General features: G+C 41.9%; 17 protein-coding genes and 1 riboswitch. Of the genes, 12 read left to right on the top strand and 5 right to left on the bottom strand.

Annotation, left to right across the window (positions count from 1 at the left end; translation table 11 throughout):
• Positions 1 to 78: 78 nt before the first annotated feature.
• Complete coding sequence (locus H538_RS0102375) at positions 79 to 597, top strand: acyl-CoA thioesterase (protein WP_026676203.1); 519 nt, start codon at positions 79 to 81, stop codon at positions 595 to 597.
• A 179-nt stretch (positions 598 to 776) separates the two neighbouring features.
• Here the strand turns inward: H538_RS0102375 and H538_RS0102370 are convergent, their stop codons facing one another.
• Positions 777 to 983, bottom strand: coding sequence for an alpha/beta-type small acid-soluble spore protein (locus tag H538_RS0102370; RefSeq protein WP_026676202.1), 207 nt, complete (start codon positions 981 to 983; stop codon positions 777 to 779).
• A gap of 250 nt (positions 984 to 1,233) precedes the next feature.
• Between H538_RS0102370 and H538_RS22900 the strand changes: the two genes are divergently transcribed.
• The 4 genes from H538_RS22900 (at position 1,234) to H538_RS22895 (ending at position 7,240) form a co-directional block, all read left to right on the top strand.
• Positions 1,234 to 2,187, top strand: a complete 954-nt coding sequence (locus tag H538_RS22900; protein WP_051291205.1) for a DMT family transporter — start codon at positions 1,234 to 1,236, stop codon at positions 2,185 to 2,187.
• Between the two features lie 29 nt (positions 2,188 to 2,216).
• Positions 2,217 to 2,993, top strand: a complete 777-nt coding sequence (locus tag H538_RS0102360; RefSeq protein WP_026676201.1) for a Cof-type HAD-IIB family hydrolase — start codon at positions 2,217 to 2,219, stop codon at positions 2,991 to 2,993.
• A 128-nt stretch (positions 2,994 to 3,121) separates the two neighbouring features.
• A complete protein-coding gene (locus tag H538_RS0102355; protein WP_026676200.1) occupies positions 3,122 to 4,675 on the top strand; it encodes an N-acetylmuramoyl-L-alanine amidase family protein in 1,554 nt (517 codons plus the stop codon).
• A 228-nt stretch (positions 4,676 to 4,903) separates the two neighbouring features.
• A complete protein-coding gene (locus H538_RS22895) occupies positions 4,904 to 7,240 on the top strand; it encodes a peptidoglycan D,D-transpeptidase FtsI family protein (protein WP_051291203.1) in 2,337 nt (778 codons plus the stop codon).
• A gap of 96 nt (positions 7,241 to 7,336) precedes the next feature.
• On the opposite strand, the gene H538_RS25355 is transcribed toward H538_RS22895, so the two are convergent.
• Positions 7,337 to 7,429 (bottom strand): YjcZ family sporulation protein, encoded by a 93-nt coding sequence (locus tag H538_RS25355; RefSeq protein ID WP_081412549.1) that lies wholly within the window; start codon positions 7,427 to 7,429, stop codon positions 7,337 to 7,339.
• A 212-nt stretch (positions 7,430 to 7,641) separates the two neighbouring features.
• Between H538_RS25355 and H538_RS25350 the strand changes: the two genes are divergently transcribed.
• Positions 7,642 to 7,767 (top strand): YjcZ family sporulation protein, encoded by a 126-nt coding sequence (locus H538_RS25350; protein WP_081412548.1) that lies wholly within the window; start codon positions 7,642 to 7,644, stop codon positions 7,765 to 7,767.
• A 65-nt stretch (positions 7,768 to 7,832) separates the two neighbouring features.
• Here the strand turns inward: H538_RS25350 and H538_RS0102335 are convergent, their stop codons facing one another.
• The gene (locus H538_RS0102335) at positions 7,833 to 8,762 is read right to left on the bottom strand and encodes a metal ABC transporter substrate-binding protein (RefSeq protein WP_026676199.1); all 930 of its coding nucleotides are present in this window, start codon (positions 8,760 to 8,762) and stop codon (positions 7,833 to 7,835) included.
• Between the two features lie 178 nt (positions 8,763 to 8,940).
• On the opposite strand from H538_RS0102335, the gene H538_RS0102330 reads away from it, so the two are divergent.
• The 4 genes from H538_RS0102330 to uptA all read left to right on the top strand — a co-directional run bounded on the left by H538_RS0102330 (position 8,941) and on the right by uptA (position 13,908).
• The gene (locus tag H538_RS0102330) at positions 8,941 to 9,360 is read left to right on the top strand and encodes a CBS domain-containing protein (RefSeq protein WP_026676198.1); all 420 of its coding nucleotides are present in this window, start codon (positions 8,941 to 8,943) and stop codon (positions 9,358 to 9,360) included.
• A gap of 76 nt (positions 9,361 to 9,436) precedes the next feature.
• Positions 9,437 to 9,641: riboswitch (cobalamin riboswitch) on the top strand.
• Positions 9,642 to 9,791: 150 nt separating this feature from the next.
• On the top strand, positions 9,792 to 12,050 hold the full coding sequence (locus H538_RS0102325; RefSeq protein WP_035349898.1) for a ribonucleoside-diphosphate reductase subunit alpha: 2,259 nt from the start codon (positions 9,792 to 9,794) through the stop codon (positions 12,048 to 12,050).
• Between the two features lie 31 nt (positions 12,051 to 12,081).
• Positions 12,082 to 13,119 (top strand): ribonucleotide-diphosphate reductase subunit beta, encoded by a 1,038-nt coding sequence (locus H538_RS0102320; RefSeq protein ID WP_026676196.1) that lies wholly within the window; start codon positions 12,082 to 12,084, stop codon positions 13,117 to 13,119.
• 186 nt (positions 13,120 to 13,305) lie between these two features.
• Positions 13,306 to 13,908: an undecaprenyl phosphate transporter UptA gene (gene uptA / locus H538_RS0102315; RefSeq protein WP_026676195.1), complete on the top strand. Its 603-nt coding sequence runs from the start codon at positions 13,306 to 13,308 to the stop codon at positions 13,906 to 13,908.
• A gap of 12 nt (positions 13,909 to 13,920) precedes the next feature.
• On the opposite strand, the gene H538_RS0102310 is transcribed toward uptA, so the two are convergent.
• Positions 13,921 to 14,766: an STAS domain-containing protein gene (locus H538_RS0102310; RefSeq protein ID WP_026676194.1), complete on the bottom strand. Its 846-nt coding sequence runs from the start codon at positions 14,764 to 14,766 to the stop codon at positions 13,921 to 13,923.
• 164 nt (positions 14,767 to 14,930) lie between these two features.
• Positions 14,931 to 15,704 (bottom strand): thermonuclease family protein, encoded by a 774-nt coding sequence (locus tag H538_RS26930; RefSeq protein WP_035349774.1) that lies wholly within the window; start codon positions 15,702 to 15,704, stop codon positions 14,931 to 14,933.
• Positions 15,705 to 15,818: 114 nt separating this feature from the next.
• On the opposite strand from H538_RS26930, the gene H538_RS0102300 reads away from it, so the two are divergent.
• Positions 15,819 to 16,331, top strand: coding sequence for a redoxin domain-containing protein (locus H538_RS0102300; RefSeq protein WP_026676192.1), 513 nt, complete (start codon positions 15,819 to 15,821; stop codon positions 16,329 to 16,331).
• A 20-nt stretch (positions 16,332 to 16,351) separates the two neighbouring features.
• Positions 16,352 to 17,416: an NAD(P)H-dependent flavin oxidoreductase gene (locus H538_RS0102295; RefSeq protein ID WP_026676191.1), complete on the top strand. Its 1,065-nt coding sequence runs from the start codon at positions 16,352 to 16,354 to the stop codon at positions 17,414 to 17,416.
• The last annotated feature ends 18 nt before the right edge of the window (positions 17,417 to 17,434 follow it).

Genomic DNA, 17,434 nt, shown 5'->3' with positions numbered 1-17,434 from the left:
AACATTTGAATAAAGCTGGAAAAGGTTACTTGGAAGAAAATTGTGGTATAACTAGAAAGGGATGAGGAGGGATTTGAAATGATTAGTGAAAAATATGTTAGCGAATCCAGAACCGTTAAATCGAGCATGATTTTACCGCCCGATACAAATCATCACGGCACTCTTTTTGGCGGAAAATTAATGGCCTATATTGACGATGTCGCTGCGATTGCGGCAACCCGGCATGCACGTCAAAATGTGGTAACGGCTTCTACTGATTCAGTGGATTTTCTGCACCCCATTAAAGTAGGGCATTCGGTTTGCTTAGAAGCATTTGTGACATGGGCACATAAAACATCGATGGAAGTGTTTGTAAAAGTCATTTCGGAAAACTTAATTTCAGGAGAACGAAAAGTTTGTGCGGTGTCTTTTTTAACATTTGTCGCACTGGATCAAGATGGAAAACCGACACCTGTTCCAAAGGTCATTCCTGAAACCGAAGAAGAAAAGTGGCTGCATGAAACAGCGGCAGAGCGGGCTGTCAATCGCAGGAAGAGACGTGAAGAACGAAAAATGGTTGCGGCAAAAATCGGTGCTCAAAAACCGTGGGAAAAATAAAAATTGTGTTCTTTTTGTTTTTCTTGAAAATTATGTTATACTAAAGATAACCTTTTTCCAGCCAGGGATACGAGAACCCTGGCAATTTTTTTGCTTAAATGCTTCAAGAGGTGTGAAAGAAGGTTGCGGACAAAAAGAGTGGACAGATCCACCCTTTTTGGCTTGAGGAGAGTTTAAAATTAACGACGGAATCCGCCACCAAGTTGTTGTTCAGCCATGTGGACAAGACGTTTTGTGATTTCTCCACCGACTGATCCGTTAGCACGAGAAGTAGTATCAGGACCGAGTTGTACACCAAATTCGGTTGCGATTTCATATTTCATTTGGTCAATCGCTTGTTGGGCGTTTGATACTAATAACTCGTTAGAGTTGTTGTTACGTGCCATATGTATCACCTCCTTGTATTTGTAGTTTGTTTATCCGATTTTAAATTATACATGCCCATAAAAATATTTTTTTTATGCCTGGAGTCACTTTTTTAAACGAATGATCGTATAGTATTCTATCCCCCTATAGAAAGAAAAACGCCGTGCTGATCTCCCACACGGCGTTTTATTTTGAGGCGAATTTTGCTTTAGCAAATTTGTGCTATAATAAAAAAGTTGTGTTTTAGTTTTAAATTGATAGGGGAAGCACATGGAAAAAACGAGAGTGGATCAATGGAAAGGTATTCTAATGGTACTAGCCGGGGCTTCATTATGGGGGCTCTCTGGAAATGTGGCCGAATACTTATTTAGTCATGCGAAGTTTAATGTCAATTGGGTGGTCTCCATCAGAATGCTGTCTGCCGGCGTCTTGCTTCTTTTAATGGCACTGGCGTCGTCACATAAAGCGAAGGTATGGAACATTTGGAGGAGCAAAAAAGACGCCGTTTCCCTTTTTGTATTCTCTATTTTTGGAATGCTTGGCTGCCAATTTACGTTTTTTTCGAGTATTGAGCACGGAAATGCGGCAACTGCGGCACTTCTTCAATTTTTAGGCCCTGTTTTCATTATCCTTTATATAACGGTTAGATTTCGAAAACTCCCTTCACCGCGGGAGTTCGGAGCGGTCATGCTTGCGCTCGTAGGCACCTTTTGTTTATTGACAAACGGAAATGTTCATGCGGTTACGGTTCCGGCGGCTGCTATTAGCTGGGGAATTCTATCAGGAGTCGCTTCCGCCTTTTATACAATGTATCCCCACGCATTAATAAGCAAATGGGGTTCAATCGTTGTTGTCGGGTGGTCAATGGTCATCGGCGGTGGGGCCCTTTGCTTTATTCATCCTCCCTGGGAAGTGCATGGGCAAATATGGTCCCTTGTTTCATGTTCTCTTTTGCTTTTCGTGATTTTATTTGGAACATTGCTTGCTTTTTATCTTTATTTAGATAGTCTTCGTTATATTACGCCGACACAAACGAGTTTGTTAGGCAGTGCAGAACCTTTATCGGCAACGGTCTTCTCGTGTGTATGGATGAATGCATCATTCGGGCTAGTACAAGCAATCGGGGGCCTTTTTATTATTTTAACCGTCTTCCTCCTTACCATTGGAAAGAAAGCTGAAAAGACGGATCAGCAAAAAGATGTAGAAATTCACAAAGTAAGTTAATGGACAGTGGCAGTAAAGGAGCTTAGCACATGGAAGAAAAAATTGTTTTCTTTGATATAGATGGAACATTAGTAGACGAAGAAAAAAGAATTCCCGACTCAACGAAAGAGTCGATCAAAGATTTGCAGAAAAACGGAATTCATGTTGCCATCGCAACAGGCAGATCGCCATTTATGTTTAAGGAGATCTCTGCTGAATTAAATATCGATACCTTTGTCAGCTTCAATGGCTCCTATGTCGTATTTAACGGTGAAGTAATTTACAAGCGGCCGCTTGAGCGAAAATGGATCGGGCATTTACTCGAGCTATCTACCGAAAATAATCATCCGCTCATTTTTATGGATCATATAAAAGCGACTGCGAGTGTTGATCGAAACGAAATTGTTTATGAATGTATGAAAAAACTTCTCCCTTACTATCCTGAGCGGGATGAAACATATTACGAGACAAGTGAAATTTTTCAAGTGCTCCTTTTTTGCCAGGCCCAATTTGAACGTGCCTATACGGAACAGTATAATGGAATCTTTGATTTTGTCCGCTGGCACGAGCATTCAACGGATGTATTGCCAATGGGAAGCTCAAAAGCAAAAGGAATCGAAATTCTTTTGAAAAAAATGAATGTAAAACGTGAAAATAGCTACGCTTTTGGCGATGCATTGAATGATATTGAAATGTTACGGACGGTCGGGATGGGCATCGCTATGGGAAACGGGCTTCAAGAGGCAAAACAAGCTGCCAAGTATGTAACAAAAAGTGTATCAGAAGATGGCATTTGGCACGGACTAAAATATGCCGGCCTGCTGTAACCCATTTCTTCGATCCGAATAAATAGCCGACAATTACTCAAGTAATTGTCGGCTATTTTTATTTTTGTCTAAAAAAACCGTCGATTCGTGCCGATATAAAGTCTGGAATAAGCTTAGGGGGGCACAGCATGAAATCAAAAATACGGTTACCTGCATGTTTCATTGTGCTTGTGTTATTTTTTAGCACAATTCAGCCGGCCGTTTTTGCTGCGGGGACAAACACAGGTACAGTCAATGCAACAAGTTTAAATGTCCGAAGTTCGGCAAGTACAACTGCAAAAGTGATCGGCTCATTAAAAAATGGGACGAAGGTAACGATACTGGCAGAAAAGAATGGCTGGGGACAAATTAGTTACAAAGGGAAAAAAGGCTGGATATCATTAAAGTACATAAAGAAATCTTCATCCTCCAGCAGCCAATTAGCGAGCAAACTGAAAAAGGGAACGGTGACGGCTAGTTCATTAAATGTAAGAACTTCCTATCGGACAACCGCTTCTAAAATCGGCGCTTTAAAAAAGGGGGAAAAAGTAACGATTTTAGCTGAAAAAAGCGGTTGGGGCCAAATTAGCTACAAAGGGAAAAAAGGGTGGATTTCTTTAAAATACATTCAACTGGAATCTTCCAAGCCAATCAAAGAAAGCAACCCAAACACAAGTTCAGCGGCAAAGCCAAAACCGGCAATGGTGACGGCCAGCTCGTTAAATTTCCGGTCAGGCCCTGGAACGGCTTACAAGTTAATAGGTACCTTGAAAAAAGGAACAGTGATTAACGTGTTAAAACAACAGGGCTCCTGGTCCAATGTGAAAACATCTTCCGCCCAACTTGGCTGGGTATCAACGAAATATTTAACCTTTAAGGTCGACACGACGAATCCTAAACCCGGCAAGCCGGACAAACCGTCAAAGCCGGAAAGTAAAATTGTTACGATTAAAGCCGATACGCTAAATTTACGAACAGGTCCGGGGACATCGTATTCAACAATAGGCTATGCCTATTATGGCGATGTATTGGAATATGTTGAAACGAGCGATAATGGATGGGTGAAGGTAAAATTAGCGAATGGAAAGACAGCGTGGGTTTCGGGCAAGTACGTATTGGTCACTGAAGGAACGGTTCCAAAAACGAATCCCGGTGAAAATCCCGGTCCGCTTGCCGGAAAACGAATTGTTATCGACCCGGGCCATGGCGGACACGATTCCGGAGCAATTGGCTCAAAATATGGAACACATGAGGCCGATTTAACGCTCAGCACGGCAAAGATTGTAGCAGACAAACTTCGACGTGAAGGAGCTACCGTCATTTTAACGAGAACCGACGATACTTACATTACGCTTCAAGGAAGAGTAGATATAAGTCATCGCTATTTTTCTGACGCGTTTGTAAGCATTCATTTCAATTCGGCTGATAGCACGGCAACCGGTATTGAAACATTGTATTATTACAGCAAAAATACAAGTTTAGCGAATGACATTCAAACAAATGTCATTAAAGAAACCGGGATGAGAAACCGGGGCATTAAGTTTCAAAATGTTCACGTCCTCAGGGAAAATAGCCGTCCGGCAGTTCTTGTTGAGCTCGGATTTTTAACGAATCCTCAAGAAGAGTTTCTAATCCGCACATCTAGCTACCAGAACAAAGCCGCAGAAGGCATTATCTGCGGACTTGAAGATTATTTTCAATGATTCATAGAGAAAAACGGCTCATGTCATTGTCGAATGAGTCGTTTTTCTTATTTCTTTTTAAAAAAGTGTAAAAATAAGAGGAGTTTTTAATAAAGCAAATAATTATTAAATGAGCAATTTAAAAATTTTCATAGATAAAAAAAGGGAATTTTGTTACACTAGCACATGTAGTATTAGTTTTTTTACCGTTATGTTTCAATTGTGTTACACTCCAGGGAGGGGAAGAGAATGGAAGTTCAATCTGAAAATAAAATGAAATCCAAAATAAAGAAAAAGAAAAGCCACTTGCCTCTGAGGCTCAATATCTTGTTTTTATCTGTATTTGCATTATTCTCGATCCTTATCCTGCGTTTAGGTGTGTTGCAAATTGTGCACGGAGAAGAAAAACGTTTAGAATCAGAAGCGGTTGAAAAGGAAGAAGCGACGAAGGAATCGCCCCGCGGTATCATTTATGACCGCCACCACCGGGTTGTCGTCGATAATAAACCGTTTTTCACCCTCACATACACAAAAACAAAGAGCACGACCCCAGAAGACACCATGCGGGTCGCTAAATGGCTTTCCCGCTACATAAAAGGGGATCAAGATAAAATTACTGAAAGCGATAAGAAAGACTATTTTATTGCCAAACAAAGCCTGAAGGCGAGAGAAGCTTTATATAACGTAATGGAAAAACGCCTTAATGAAGATGAACGGGCCAATTTGGATGCTGCTAAACAATACAAGCTTTTAAAACAAAGAATAACGGCAGGGGATTTGAAACAATTGCCTGCCGATGACGTGCAAGCTTTATTGAAAGCCCATTTGTCAAAAGAAGAGCTGCAAAAAAGCAGCGACGGGCAATATAAGCTTTTAACGGAGCGCTTAACAGAAAACGATTTGAAAAAGTTTGGAAAAAACGGGCTGCAAAAATTAATGGTCAGCCGCCTTTCGAAAAAAGAATTGAAAAAGAGTGACAGTGAACAATATAAAATTTTAAAAGAACGGATTACGAAAGACGATTTAAAAACGTTAACGAAAGATGATTTTAAAGTATTGGCGATCAAGCGGAATATGGATCAAGGTTCCTCATACACCGCCCAACCGGTCATCAAAGGCTTGACGAACGAGCAAATCGCTGTTATTTCGGAAAACCTCGATCAATTGCCGGGCGTGGAAATTTCGCCGGATGCCGACCGGAAATATCCGTATGGCGAATCGCTGAAAACCATTTTCGGCAACATTAAACAAATGCCGAAAGAAAAGCAAGGGTATTATTTAGCGCGAAACTATGATTTAAGCGACCAGGTCGGCGTAAGCGGCCTGGAGCAGCAATATGAAGATGTGCTTAGAGGCACAAAGGAGAAAACCGTCTATAAAATCAATCCGAAAAACGGAGAAACGATCGGGAAGCCGAAAGTCATCCACGGCAAGCGCGGCAAAGACCTGGTGTTGACCGTTGATATGGAACTGCAAAGCAATCTGGAAAAAATTGTGGAGAAAGAAATAAAAACGTCTAGAACGATGGCCGGCAATGAATATGTCGACCGTGCCTATATTGTCATGATGAATCCGAAAACGGGCGAAATTTATGCGATGGCCGGAAAGACATATGACAAGAAAACAGGAAAATTCCATAACGACTCGTATGGTGCCCTATTTAACGCTTATGCCATGGGATCGACGGTTAAGGGTGCGACCATTTTAACAGGCTTTCAAAAGGGTGTTATTCATCCAGGTACTGTCCTGTATGATACGCCATTGAAATTTGGTCAGGGGAAGCCAAAAAAGTCATGGAAAAACATGGGGTATATTAATGACCTCGAGGCATTAAAAATGTCTTCCAACGTCTATAACTGGCGCGTTGCGATGATGCTGGGGAAATATGATTATGATAGAGGCGTTTATTACGGCAAAAGCAAGACGCTCGGTTTTGATGTAATGCGCTATTATTTCAGCCAGTTTGGCCTCGGGGTGAAAACGGGAGTTGATTTTCCGAATGAAGCGACCGGCTATAATGGCGGCTATCAGCAATTAGGGAACATGATTGATATGGCGATTGGACAGTTTGATACATATACGCCGCTGCAACTTGTGCAATATGTATCCGTAATTGCCAATGGCGGGTATCGCGTTCAGCCGCACCTTTTGCAAGAAATTCGCGAACCGAGCCCTTCAACCGATAAGGAAGGCAAATTAATTGAAAAAGTAGAGCCGCACATTTTAAACAAAGTCGATATGAAAGAAGAGTATATTGATCGCGTCCGGCAAGGCTTTTACCAAGTGATGCACAGCCCTGGAGGAACGGCCTATAAATATGGCTTCCATCAGGCAAAATACCATGATCCTGCCGGGAAAACGGGGACGGCCCAGGTGTATGTCAACCATGGCCAGACCGAAAAATATAATATTACGATGGTCGGCTTTGCGCCGTTTAAAAACCCTGAAGTCGCATTTGCGATTGCCGTCCCGAATGTTTCGACGTATTCCAATAATGATGTTGCGGGAAGAATCGGCACGCAGGCGCTCGATACTTATTGGAAGCTGAAAGAAAAATATAAAGAAGAAAATCAATCGGATAACTAAAAAATCGGGAGATGTCCCGATTTTTTTAGTTTGGCGCTTCGCCAATTGATCGAAGTCTTGCTTCTTGTAAGAGAAACAATTGTAGCGTTTTTCCCATTACCACCAACAGCCAACGCAAGCGCACCCGACAATAATTAAGAGAATGAACAGTACGATAATGATGGCGAACCATCCGCCCCAACCTGCCATTATGGACCTCCTCTCTTAAAAGCAGTTTGTCTTTCCTTCATAACATATGAAGGATTAGGAAGCTTTGTAGAGGACAAGAGTGGATAAAGGAGAAAATGGACATTTTTGCGCCATTTCGAAAATTCCACATTTGTACCGGTACAAATCATCGGGTAGTCACATATGTTATGGGTGAAAGCAGTTAATTAACTAATGTTGAAGGAGGAAACAAAATGGCACTTGGATGTGGATTTGGGAACGGCTTTGCATTAATCGTCGTCTTGTTCATTTTGTTAATTATTATTGGATGTGCATGTATTGGATTTGGCGGATACGGCTTCGGCGGTGGTTGCTGCTAATTACAATGATGATTCCCTTGCAAGGAAAAGAAAGACCATCGGACGTTCCGATGGTCTTTCATAGTTTATTTTAAAGCGGTTTGAAGGGCAATTGCATTTTTCTTCATTAATGAAAGATAATCTTCATGATGGTTCACGTCATCTTTTGTTAACGATTCAAGGTTGCGCATCGTTAATGTGCGCGCCCCTGTTTCTTTTTCGACGACGCTTGCGACTTTATTGTTCACATTTCCTTCAAATAAAATGTAGTGAATGTGCTCTTTTTTGACGAGCTTAATGATTTTCTCCAATTGTTTTTGTGATGGTTCCTCTGAAGGCGACAGGCCGGTCACGCCAACTTGTTCTAAACCATAGCGTTTGGCTAAATAACCGTAAGCAGCGTGTGAAACAACAAACGCTTTCTTTGATGATTTGGCAGCGGTGTTTTTGAAGGATGCATCCAAATGCTCTAAATCTTTTTTCAAAGATTGATAGTTTTTATTGAATTCGGCTTTTTCTTCAGGTTTTAACGCAATTAATTCATTTTTAATGTTGGCGGCTATTTTTTCAGCAAGGACTGGATCGAGCCAAACGTGCGGATCTTTATCACCGTGATCGTCATGTCCTTCTTCTTCATGTTCTGACGCTTTTATTAAATCGATCCCTTTTGCTGCTTCAATGACTTTCACATTTTCATCTTTAATTGCATCTTTTACTGCATTTGCAAACCCTTCAATTCCAGTTCCGTTATAAATAAATGCGTCTCCTGTAGCGACATCCATCATCGTTCTCGTCGTTGGTTCAAATGAATGAGCGTCTGCCCCCGGGGGAACAATATTTTTAACTTCAACATACTTGCCTCCGATACGCTCAGTGAAGTATTGCAAAGGATAAATGGTTGTAAAGATTTTTAGCCGGCCGGAATGATGATCATTGGAGGCCTTTTTTGCACCGCATCCAGTTAGCAAAACCGAAACAATAAGTAATACTGTCAAGAATCTATATTTGTTTCTCATGATGTTTCTCCTCTCATTTTATACGCACGTTTTATTATAAACGGAAAGACTACGATTTGTAAAACGAAATTGTTACGATTTATCGAAGGACTGTTTAGAGTGTATAATTCTCTTGATTTTCAGTAGATCTGTTATAATATAATGGGTAACAACTGGATTAGAGGAGGCACATATACAAATGAATATCGCTTTTTATTTATTACCAAAAGATGAAGTAAAATACTTAAATCCAGAATCAACGATGAGACAGGCGCTTGAAAAATTGTCGTACCATAAATATACATCGGTGCCTCTTGTTTCTGAGGATGGTCGCTATGTAGGTACGCTGACTGAAGGAGATTTATTGTGGAAGCTCCGGGATGCGCTTGAAATCGGATATGAAGAAGTATTGAAAACGAAATTGAAAAACGTGCCGCAACGGGTTCGCAACATTCCTGTTACCATCAACTCGAACATGGAAGATTTAATTCCTCTTTCAACCGATCAAAACTTTATTCCAGTAACAGATGATAACGGTTACTTTATTGGTATTATCAGACGACGAGACATCATTAAGTATTGCGCAAAAGTCATGCAAGAAAATATTGATTTGAAATAACAGAAGGAAATGTTGCCAGAACTATTGACAAACACAATATTTAGTGTCAAAGTAATAGATGTTAACTACATATTGAATATGAAGTAAGAATAAAGGTGTCTTATAAAAGACTTAATAGGGAATCCGATGGAAATTCGGAGCTGTCCCCGCAACTGTAATTGTGGACGAAATGGGAATATCCACTGTGTAAAGAACGCGCGATGGATCGTGGCTTTTACATGGGAAGGACCAGAGTAGAGCGAAGCATGAGCCAGTAGACCTGCCTTTTTCTTATGCGTTTCTTTTCTTCGGGGATTGAGATGAGAACGACACGGGCTAAAAATGTGATGTACAACTGTGCATTTTTATTTGTGTCGTTTTATAGAGCTCATCCTTGAAGAAGGATGGGCTTTTATTTTTGAAAGGAAGTGTTTCGTTTGACTACCGATACGATGGAAAGAGAAAGAATCATCCAAACATGGATAGAGCCAGTTCTTAGCCGGTTTCCACAATTGCATTCCAGGCCCTATATCGAAAAAGTAATGTCCTTTTTAAACGATCATGAAGATATAAATGAACAGAAGCTTGCCGATGTATTGATCTTAAATAGCCTTGAACGAATAAATGCAAATGAACCGGACTGGACGTTCATGGCGGCATCCGTTTTTTTAAGAAAACTTTACATGGAAGCGGCAAAAAATAGAGGGTTCAATCCGGAGATCAAATATGGCTCTCTTTACACGCTCATTTCACGGTTAACGGATGAAGGGATCTATACACCTGAACTAATAGAGCGCTATGAAAAAGAAGAAATTGAAGAACTCGAGGGAGTTATTGATCCTGAAAAAGACAAGCTGTTTACATATATTGGCGTAAGGACGCTGGCTGACCGCTATCTGGCTAAATCGTACGATGGCCGGGTGTACGAGCTGCCGCAGGAACGTTTTATGATCATTGCAATGACATTAATGATCAATGAACCCGTGCACAAGCGAATGGAGTTTGTTAAAGAAGCGTACTGGGCGCTTTCTAACCTGTACATGACGGTGGCGACGCCGACACTCGCCAACGCGGGTAAAAGCTATGGGCAGCTGTCCAGTTGTTTCATAGATACAATGGATGATAGCCTGAGAGGCATTTATGATACGAATACCGATGCGGCTACCCTTTCAAAAGGGGGCGGAGGAATTTCCATCTATATGGGAAAAATCAGAAGCCTCGGATCCGATATTAAAGGATTTAAAGGGACATCATCAGGCGTCATTCCATGGGCGAAGTTGCTCAACCAGACGGCTGTCAGCGTCGATCAGCTTGGCCAGCGCAAAGGCGCCATCAGCATTTATTATCCTGTGTTCGGGAAAGATCTTTTTTCGTTTTTGGACAGCAAGCTGAATAACGGGGATGAACGATTAAGACTGCATGATTTATTTATCGGGTTGTCAGTCCCAGATCTATTTATGGAAAAGGTCGAAGCGCGAGAAGACTGGTATTTGTTTGACCCGCATACGATCAGGAAAGTGATGGGATATGATCTGGATGATTTTTATGATGAGGAGCCGGGCAAAGGAAGTTTCAGGGAGAAGTATGAAGAATGTGTAAAAGCGGCGAATGAAGGGTTGTTCGGTGAGCGGGGAACAGGAGGTTACGATGTCGTACCCGCCATTGAAATTGTTAAACGAATTTTAAAAAGCCAGCTTGAGACAGGCGTTCCTTATATGTTTTACAGGGATACGGTCAATCGGGCAAACCCGAATAAGCATACCGGCATGATTTATTGCAGCAATTTGTGCACAGAAATTGCCCAGAACATGAGTTTGACAAAGGTGATTGAGGAAACAACGGAAGACGGAAAGATCATCATCACGAAAGAACCGGGTGACTTTGTAACATGCAATTTAAGCTCGATCTCGCTTGCCCGTGCGGTGAAAGCAGATGTTTTAGAACGATTGATCCCGATTCAAGTGCGGATGCTCGATAACGTCATCGATTTGAATGAAGACCGTATTGAAGTGCCGCAAGCGGTTTTGACGAATAAGAAGTATCGTGCCATCGGTCTTGGAACGTTCGGATGGCATCACCTTCTGGCGTTAGAAGGCATTCGCTGGGAATCGGAAGAAGCGGTAGCGTATGCCGATCAACTTTATGAAAAAATTAGCTATTTAACGATTCATGCAAGTATGGAATTAGCGAAAGAAAAAGGCGCCTACCCTGTGTTCGAAGGATCGGACTGGCAAACGGGCGCTTACTTTGACTCGCGGAATTACACTGCCGGAAAATGGCAAAAATTAAAAGCGGAAGTGAAAGAAAATGGGCTTCGCAACGGGTATTTAATGGCAGTGGCACCGAACTCGACGACGGCGATTATTGCGGGAAGCACGGCATCGATCGACCCGATTTTCAAAAAAGAGTACTCCGAAGAAAAGAAAGATTACAAGATTCCGGTTACGGCTCCGGACTTGTCAGCCAAAACAATCTGGTATTACAAATCGGCCTACGAAATCGACCAGCAATGGAGCATCCGGCAAAATGCGGCACGGCAAAAACATATTGACCAATCGATTTCGTTTAATTTGTACGTTAAAAACAATATTAAGGCGAAAGAGCTGCTCAACCTCCATTTAACTGCGTGGAAATCTGGATTGAAAACCACCTATTATTTACGTTCAACGTCACAGGCGGAAATCGATGAATGCGAAAGCTGTTCAAGTTAAATGGCAGGCTCTAATGAGGAGGAGTTTTTAAATGGAAAAATTGCAAGAAAGAAAACTGTACGATGTGGCAGCGCCAAATGCTTCAACCGGCATCATCAACGGGAAGAGCTCGAATGTCTTAAACTGGGACGATGTCCGCTTCTCATGGGCCTATCCGCTCTATAAAAATATGCTCGCCAACTTTTGGACGCCATTTGAAATCAACATGTCAACCGATATGAAACAATATCCGCAATTGAATGAAGAGGAGAAAGAGGCGTTTAATAAAATTATTGGTCTACTTGCTTTTCTCGATAGCATTCAAACGGACTATAGCGGAAGGGTAGCCCACTATTTGACAGATTCCAGTCTCGTCGCTTTAATGACGACCTTGTCCTTCCAGGAAGTCGTTCATAATCAATCCTACAGCTATGTGTTGTCAAGCCTTGTTTCGAAGCAGAAGCAAGATGAAATTTTCGAGTATTGGAAACATGACCCGGTATTAAGGGAACGAAATGATTTCATCGCTGAAGGATATGAACGGTTTGTGAATCATCCGACGCCAAAAACGCTGATGGAGTCGATCGTGTACGACATCATTTTAGAAGGCCTGAATTTTTACTCCGGGTTTGCGTTTTTCTATAATTTGGCGCGCAATCAAAAAATGGTGTCGACAAGCACGATGATTAATTACATTAACCGTGATGAACAGCTGCACGTCCTATTGTTCCGAAATATATTTAAAGAGCTGCTGAACGAATTCCCCGAACTTGACAATGAAGAAACGGAGAAGTTTGTCCGAGAAACGTTTAAGCGGGCAGCAGAGCTAGAAATCAATTGGGGACGTTACATTATCGGAAATAAATTCATGGGCATTACCGGTTCTGAGCTTGAGGCGTACATTAAGTTTATGGCAAATAAACGGGTGAACGAACTTGGGTTTGAGCGGCCTTTTGAAGGCTATCGCGAAAATCCGATGAAATGGATTAAAGCTTATGAAGATGTCGACAGTGGCAAAAGCGATTTCTTTGAACAAAAATCACGTCAATACACAAAAGTATCCGATGTCAATGGTTTTGATGAGTTATAAAAGCAAGCTGGGGTCAAAATGGCCTCAGCTTGTTTTTGCGAATAGCGGGAAGTGTTTTTGCATATATTTTAGTAGATTATGGAACAAGCATTTCGCTTTTCCTATTTTTCATCGTTTTTTAAGAAATGGAGCGTTCCAATAATGCTATAATAGTGATGCAGCTTATATACGGAAAGTGGGTTCAGCATGCATGAATTTATCGTATCGATTTTAGAATGGATTGTTAGTTTAGGCCATCTTGGCATTGCACTCGGTTTAATGATTGAGATTATTCCAAGTGAACTTGTATTATCTTATGCAGGCTATATGATGTCTCAGGGCCACCTTACGTTCACAGGCTCGGTCATCGCCGGAGTAATCGGAGGGACAATCGCCCAGCTGTTCCTATACTGGGCAGGAGCGTACGGAGGACGTCCGTTTCTCGAGAAATACGGCAAATATATATTAATCAGTAAAAAACATATTGACATATCAGAACGATGGTTTGAAAAATATGGAGCAGGTGTGATCTTTTTTGCCCGCTTTATTCCAGTTGTCAGACATGCCATTTCAATCCCGGCCGGCATTGCCAAAATGTCTTTTGTCAAATTTACGACGTACACGACGCTTGCGATCATTCCATGGTCGATGATGTTTATTTATTTAGGCAGTACGCTGGGGAGGAACTGGGAGAATATTAAAACGGTCGCTGCGCCTTATACGAAACTGGCAGCAATTATTGCCGCCGTTCTGATCGTTGCCGTTATCATCATTAAATTAATAAAAAACAGCAAAAAAAGACCTGCTTAAAGATCATTCTTTTCAGGTCTTTTTGTTTGCTGTCAAGTGGAGATCCATTAGTGCTTGCTGGAGTGTGCTGCTTATTGAAAGATTGCTAAAATCAATTCCTAAATTCACGGCGGTTTGCGCGACTTCGGGCCGGATGCCGGACAGTGTCGTTTCGACGCCTATTAGTTTTAATGTCTGGATCACCTGAAAGATTTCTTGAGCAACCATTGTATCCATAATGGCAACACCAGACAGATCAATAAATAACCGGCTAATTTTTAATGACGTGCATTGTTGTAAAGTCGATTCCATAATATATTTTGCCCGCTTCGTATCAATAACGCCAATAAGCGGCAGGACTCCGATTTCGTGCGCGATCGGAATAATCGGTGAACTCAGTTCGTTAATCAATGCTTCCTGGGCGACCAATCTCGTTGTCGTAATTTCATTATAAGATTCGGTAAATCTTTCGATCACTTCATCAAGAGTAGAATTGATCTTCTTTTCCCACTCGATTATATCGGATGGTGTAATCTGTAACGTTGTGTCATTTACAAATGAATGGATTTTGTCCCAAAATACATTGCGGAAAACTTTGAATTGATGAATCACTTCATAAATGGGCGTATCGGTCCTTACTCTCTCAGAAGCCGTCTTTTGCGCCCATTCGTTTAATTCTATTATAGTGTTCGGGGCATCCAGCAAAGAGCTCGAGAGAATTTGAATCACCCATTGATTCGTCTTTCGCAGGTAATCAGCATCTTTTTCCAATGAATAGACGGAGTTTTTGCTATATTTTCGTTTGCCCAGCCATTCGTCCGTTATTTCATTTGCATGGGAAATTAAATAATCGTATAACGCTTTGTTTTTATCATGCATTTCCTTCACCTTTTATCGTTTGATTCGGAACATACCGTATCCTTTTACCCTGCTCATCAGAAAATGAAACATTCCTGGTTGAAATTTTATCGAAGAACGCATATGAATGACAATGGCCAATAAGCAGAGAAAGGAGTGCCCGGAAATTGGCGCTCCTCGCGGATTTACTCGGCTGATCGCCGAAATCCTGCACGTTCAGCTTCTTTTACTGTGCAAAACCATTGCTCCGGTTTGGTAATACGATAATACCTTCCTCCCGGCACATGGTAGATTTTGTCGCCGTGGGTGGAAATATTGCCTTTAATGTTGCAGCCAGAAGGATGATCTTCCGTTTCCAGGGGCTCCTTCGGTTGCTTCGCCTCTTTTTTAGGGTGAAAACCGTCCTCCTGGACATAGTTTTCAAGACTCCAAATACCGATCCCTTTTTCGCGGGCGGCCCGCTCGATCTTGCGATAACGGTCGACATATTTCGTGTTAGGCGCAAATACATACGCCACTCTGGCAAGCCCTTTTTTAAGCAGTTCTTCTTGAACGCTTTTTCCGTCCACATATACATAAGCGAGCAGGCGGCCATATTTGTCACGTTCACTCACATCAAGTTCCAGCTCAACTTTTTTTCCGGTTAAGAGCTTTTTTGTCAATTGGCTCGCTTCCGGTCCAAAAGGCTGTATCGGTTTTGTCGGATGGACACTTTCAGGAGTATCAACGAGCAAAAAACGGACGGTTTCTTCCTTATTGTTTACGTTCACTTTTATGGTGTCTCCATCAATTACTCGAATTACTTCTGCGGGAACAGTGCTTTTATGTTTTTCTGCTTCTTCAGTATGCAGTGGTGAAGTAGACGCGCCCTGTTTAGAAGATGAAGAGGTTTCTGTCGTCCCGCAGGCGGTTAATAGTAAAAGAAAGGCTAAACATAACGTTCGCAAAAAATGGTTCATATCTCTCAATCCTTTTCAAAGTTCATGATGCACCTTTTAATCATAACAGTTTAGGGAAGTAAATAAAGAGAAATATGCGAACACTATAGATAATTAGGAAAGGGGGGCACGCTTTTGAAATTCCTTCGTATGATCATCTTCACATTGCTATTTGTAATGGTTGCCGCATTAATTGCCGGATGCACCGGCCGACAAGAGGCGTCTATTGAATTGAAGAATACAAGTGGTGAAATCGTTCATATTTTCCCCGGGGATCAACCTGCGCTTATTTTTTTCTTTACTACAGCTGGCTGTGACCTTTGTAAAAAACAGCTTACTCTTTTAAAAGAAAATGTGAAAAAATTTAATGATATGGATGTCAATATTTACGCTGTAAGTAGCGATACAATGAAAAGCCTTAAATATTTGCACGATGAATTGGAACCGCCGTTTCCATTTTTATCTGACCCTGAATTTAAGTTGATCGAGCATATGAACATGCGAAATGATACGGTTCCTTACCGGGGATATGGTATGCTGGATAAAAAGGGAAAAGTGATCTTTACAAAAAAAGATAATCATTGGGCTGAACATATGACAGAAACATCAAATGTCATTCATCAGAAATGGAGAGAGATGAAAAAATAACGAAGGGGAGAGTGGACTTAATGGATCAAAGATTGTGCAACCTTGTTGGCATTCAATATCCGATCGTACAGGCGGGGATGGCAGGGGGCCCGACGACACCGGAACTTGTTGCAGCAGTAAGCAAGGCTGGCGGACTTGGGACACTTGGCGCGGGTTACATGAACGCTGTAGCGATCAAGGAGTCAATTAAAAAAATAAAGGAGTTGACGGACCAGCCATTTGCCGTAAATTTATTTTTGCCCGAAGAATTCGTCGTGGATAGGCAGCAAATTCATCGAATGCAAGAGCGCTTAAATACATATCGAGAAAAATTAGACCTCCCTTTAAGCCCACAAGTGTCAAAATATGGGGAAGATTTTCAGGAACAGCTGGAAGCCGTTATCGAATCGGATGTCAAAATCATAAGCTTCACATTTAACTGTCCTTCTCAAACGATCATGAACAAGTTAAAACAACACGGCATTACGGTTATTGGAACGGCAACAACCGTAAAGGAAGCGGCCATATTGGAAGAAGTGGGCGTTGATGCGATCGTTGCGCAAGGAAGCGAAGCGGGTGGGCATCGCGGAACATTTATCGGAAGAGAAGAAGAGGCCCTGATCGGAACGATCGCTTTAGTCCCGCAAATTGTAGACAAGGTGAACGTTCCCGTCATCGCGGCCGGAGGCATTATGAACGGAAGAGGGCTAGTTGCTTCCCTCGCCCTCGGGGCGGCGGGAGTGCAAGTAGGAACGGCCTTTCTAACAGCGGAAGAAAGCGGAGCAAGGCAGTTGCACCAACAGGCCATTTTGGAATGCGAGGAAACGGATCTTCAATTGACAAGAGCATTTTCCGGAAAGATGGCAAGAGGAATAAGAAATTCGTTCATGGCTGAAATGGAGAAGGAATCCGATTTGCCTCCATACCCTGTCCAAAATGCGTTAACAAATGATATACGAAAAGCTTCCGCTGCCAAAAAGAACAGGGAATATGTCCACATGTGGGCGGGCCAGGCGGCGCCAATGAGCAAAAAACAGCCGGCTGCAAGAATCATTGAAACGATTATGAGCGAAGCAAAAACGATCGTACATGGGATTCGTTTCTAGCAGAAACCTCCGCCAAAA

Origin of the sequence: Fictibacillus gelatini DSM 15865 (assembly GCF_000430745.1) — a bacterium.
Lineage (GTDB): Bacteria > Bacillota > Bacilli > Bacillales > Fictibacillaceae > Fictibacillus_A > Fictibacillus_A gelatini.
Note: the sequence above shows the minus strand (reverse complement) of the source record. Positions and strands in the feature narration are given on the sequence as shown.

Bases quoted from the DNA above. Each gene is read 5' to 3' on its own strand.
- H538_RS26930 (WP_035349774.1), bottom strand. From the start codon at position 15,704: ATGAACCATTTTTTGCGAACGTTATGTTTAGCCTTTCTTTTACTATTA.
- H538_RS0102370 (WP_026676202.1), bottom strand. From the start codon at position 983: ATGGCACGTAACAACAACTCTAACGAGTTATTAGTATCAAACGCCCAA.
- H538_RS0102375 (WP_026676203.1), top strand. From the start codon at position 79: ATGATTAGTGAAAAATATGTTAGCGAATCCAGAACCGTTAAATCGAGC.
- H538_RS25355 (WP_081412549.1), bottom strand. From the start codon at position 7,429: ATGGCAGGTTGGGGCGGATGGTTCGCCATCATTATCGTACTGTTCATT.
- H538_RS0102310 (WP_026676194.1), bottom strand. From the start codon at position 14,766: ATGCATGATAAAAACAAAGCGTTATACGATTATTTAATTTCCCATGCA.
- H538_RS22900 (WP_051291205.1), top strand. From the start codon at position 1,234: ATGGAAAAAACGAGAGTGGATCAATGGAAAGGTATTCTAATGGTACTA.
- H538_RS22895 (WP_051291203.1), top strand. From the start codon at position 4,904: ATGGAAGTTCAATCTGAAAATAAAATGAAATCCAAAATAAAGAAAAAG.
- H538_RS0102330 (WP_026676198.1), top strand. From the start codon at position 8,941: ATGAATATCGCTTTTTATTTATTACCAAAAGATGAAGTAAAATACTTA.
- H538_RS25350 (WP_081412548.1), top strand. From the start codon at position 7,642: ATGGCACTTGGATGTGGATTTGGGAACGGCTTTGCATTAATCGTCGTC.
- uptA (WP_026676195.1), top strand. From the start codon at position 13,306: ATGCATGAATTTATCGTATCGATTTTAGAATGGATTGTTAGTTTAGGC.
- H538_RS0102295 (WP_026676191.1), top strand. From the start codon at position 16,352: ATGGATCAAAGATTGTGCAACCTTGTTGGCATTCAATATCCGATCGTA.
- H538_RS0102360 (WP_026676201.1), top strand. From the start codon at position 2,217: ATGGAAGAAAAAATTGTTTTCTTTGATATAGATGGAACATTAGTAGAC.
- H538_RS0102335 (WP_026676199.1), bottom strand. From the start codon at position 8,762: ATGAGAAACAAATATAGATTCTTGACAGTATTACTTATTGTTTCGGTT.
- H538_RS0102355 (WP_026676200.1), top strand. From the start codon at position 3,122: ATGAAATCAAAAATACGGTTACCTGCATGTTTCATTGTGCTTGTGTTA.
- H538_RS0102325 (WP_035349898.1), top strand. From the start codon at position 9,792: ATGGAAAGAGAAAGAATCATCCAAACATGGATAGAGCCAGTTCTTAGC.
- H538_RS0102320 (WP_026676196.1), top strand. From the start codon at position 12,082: ATGGAAAAATTGCAAGAAAGAAAACTGTACGATGTGGCAGCGCCAAAT.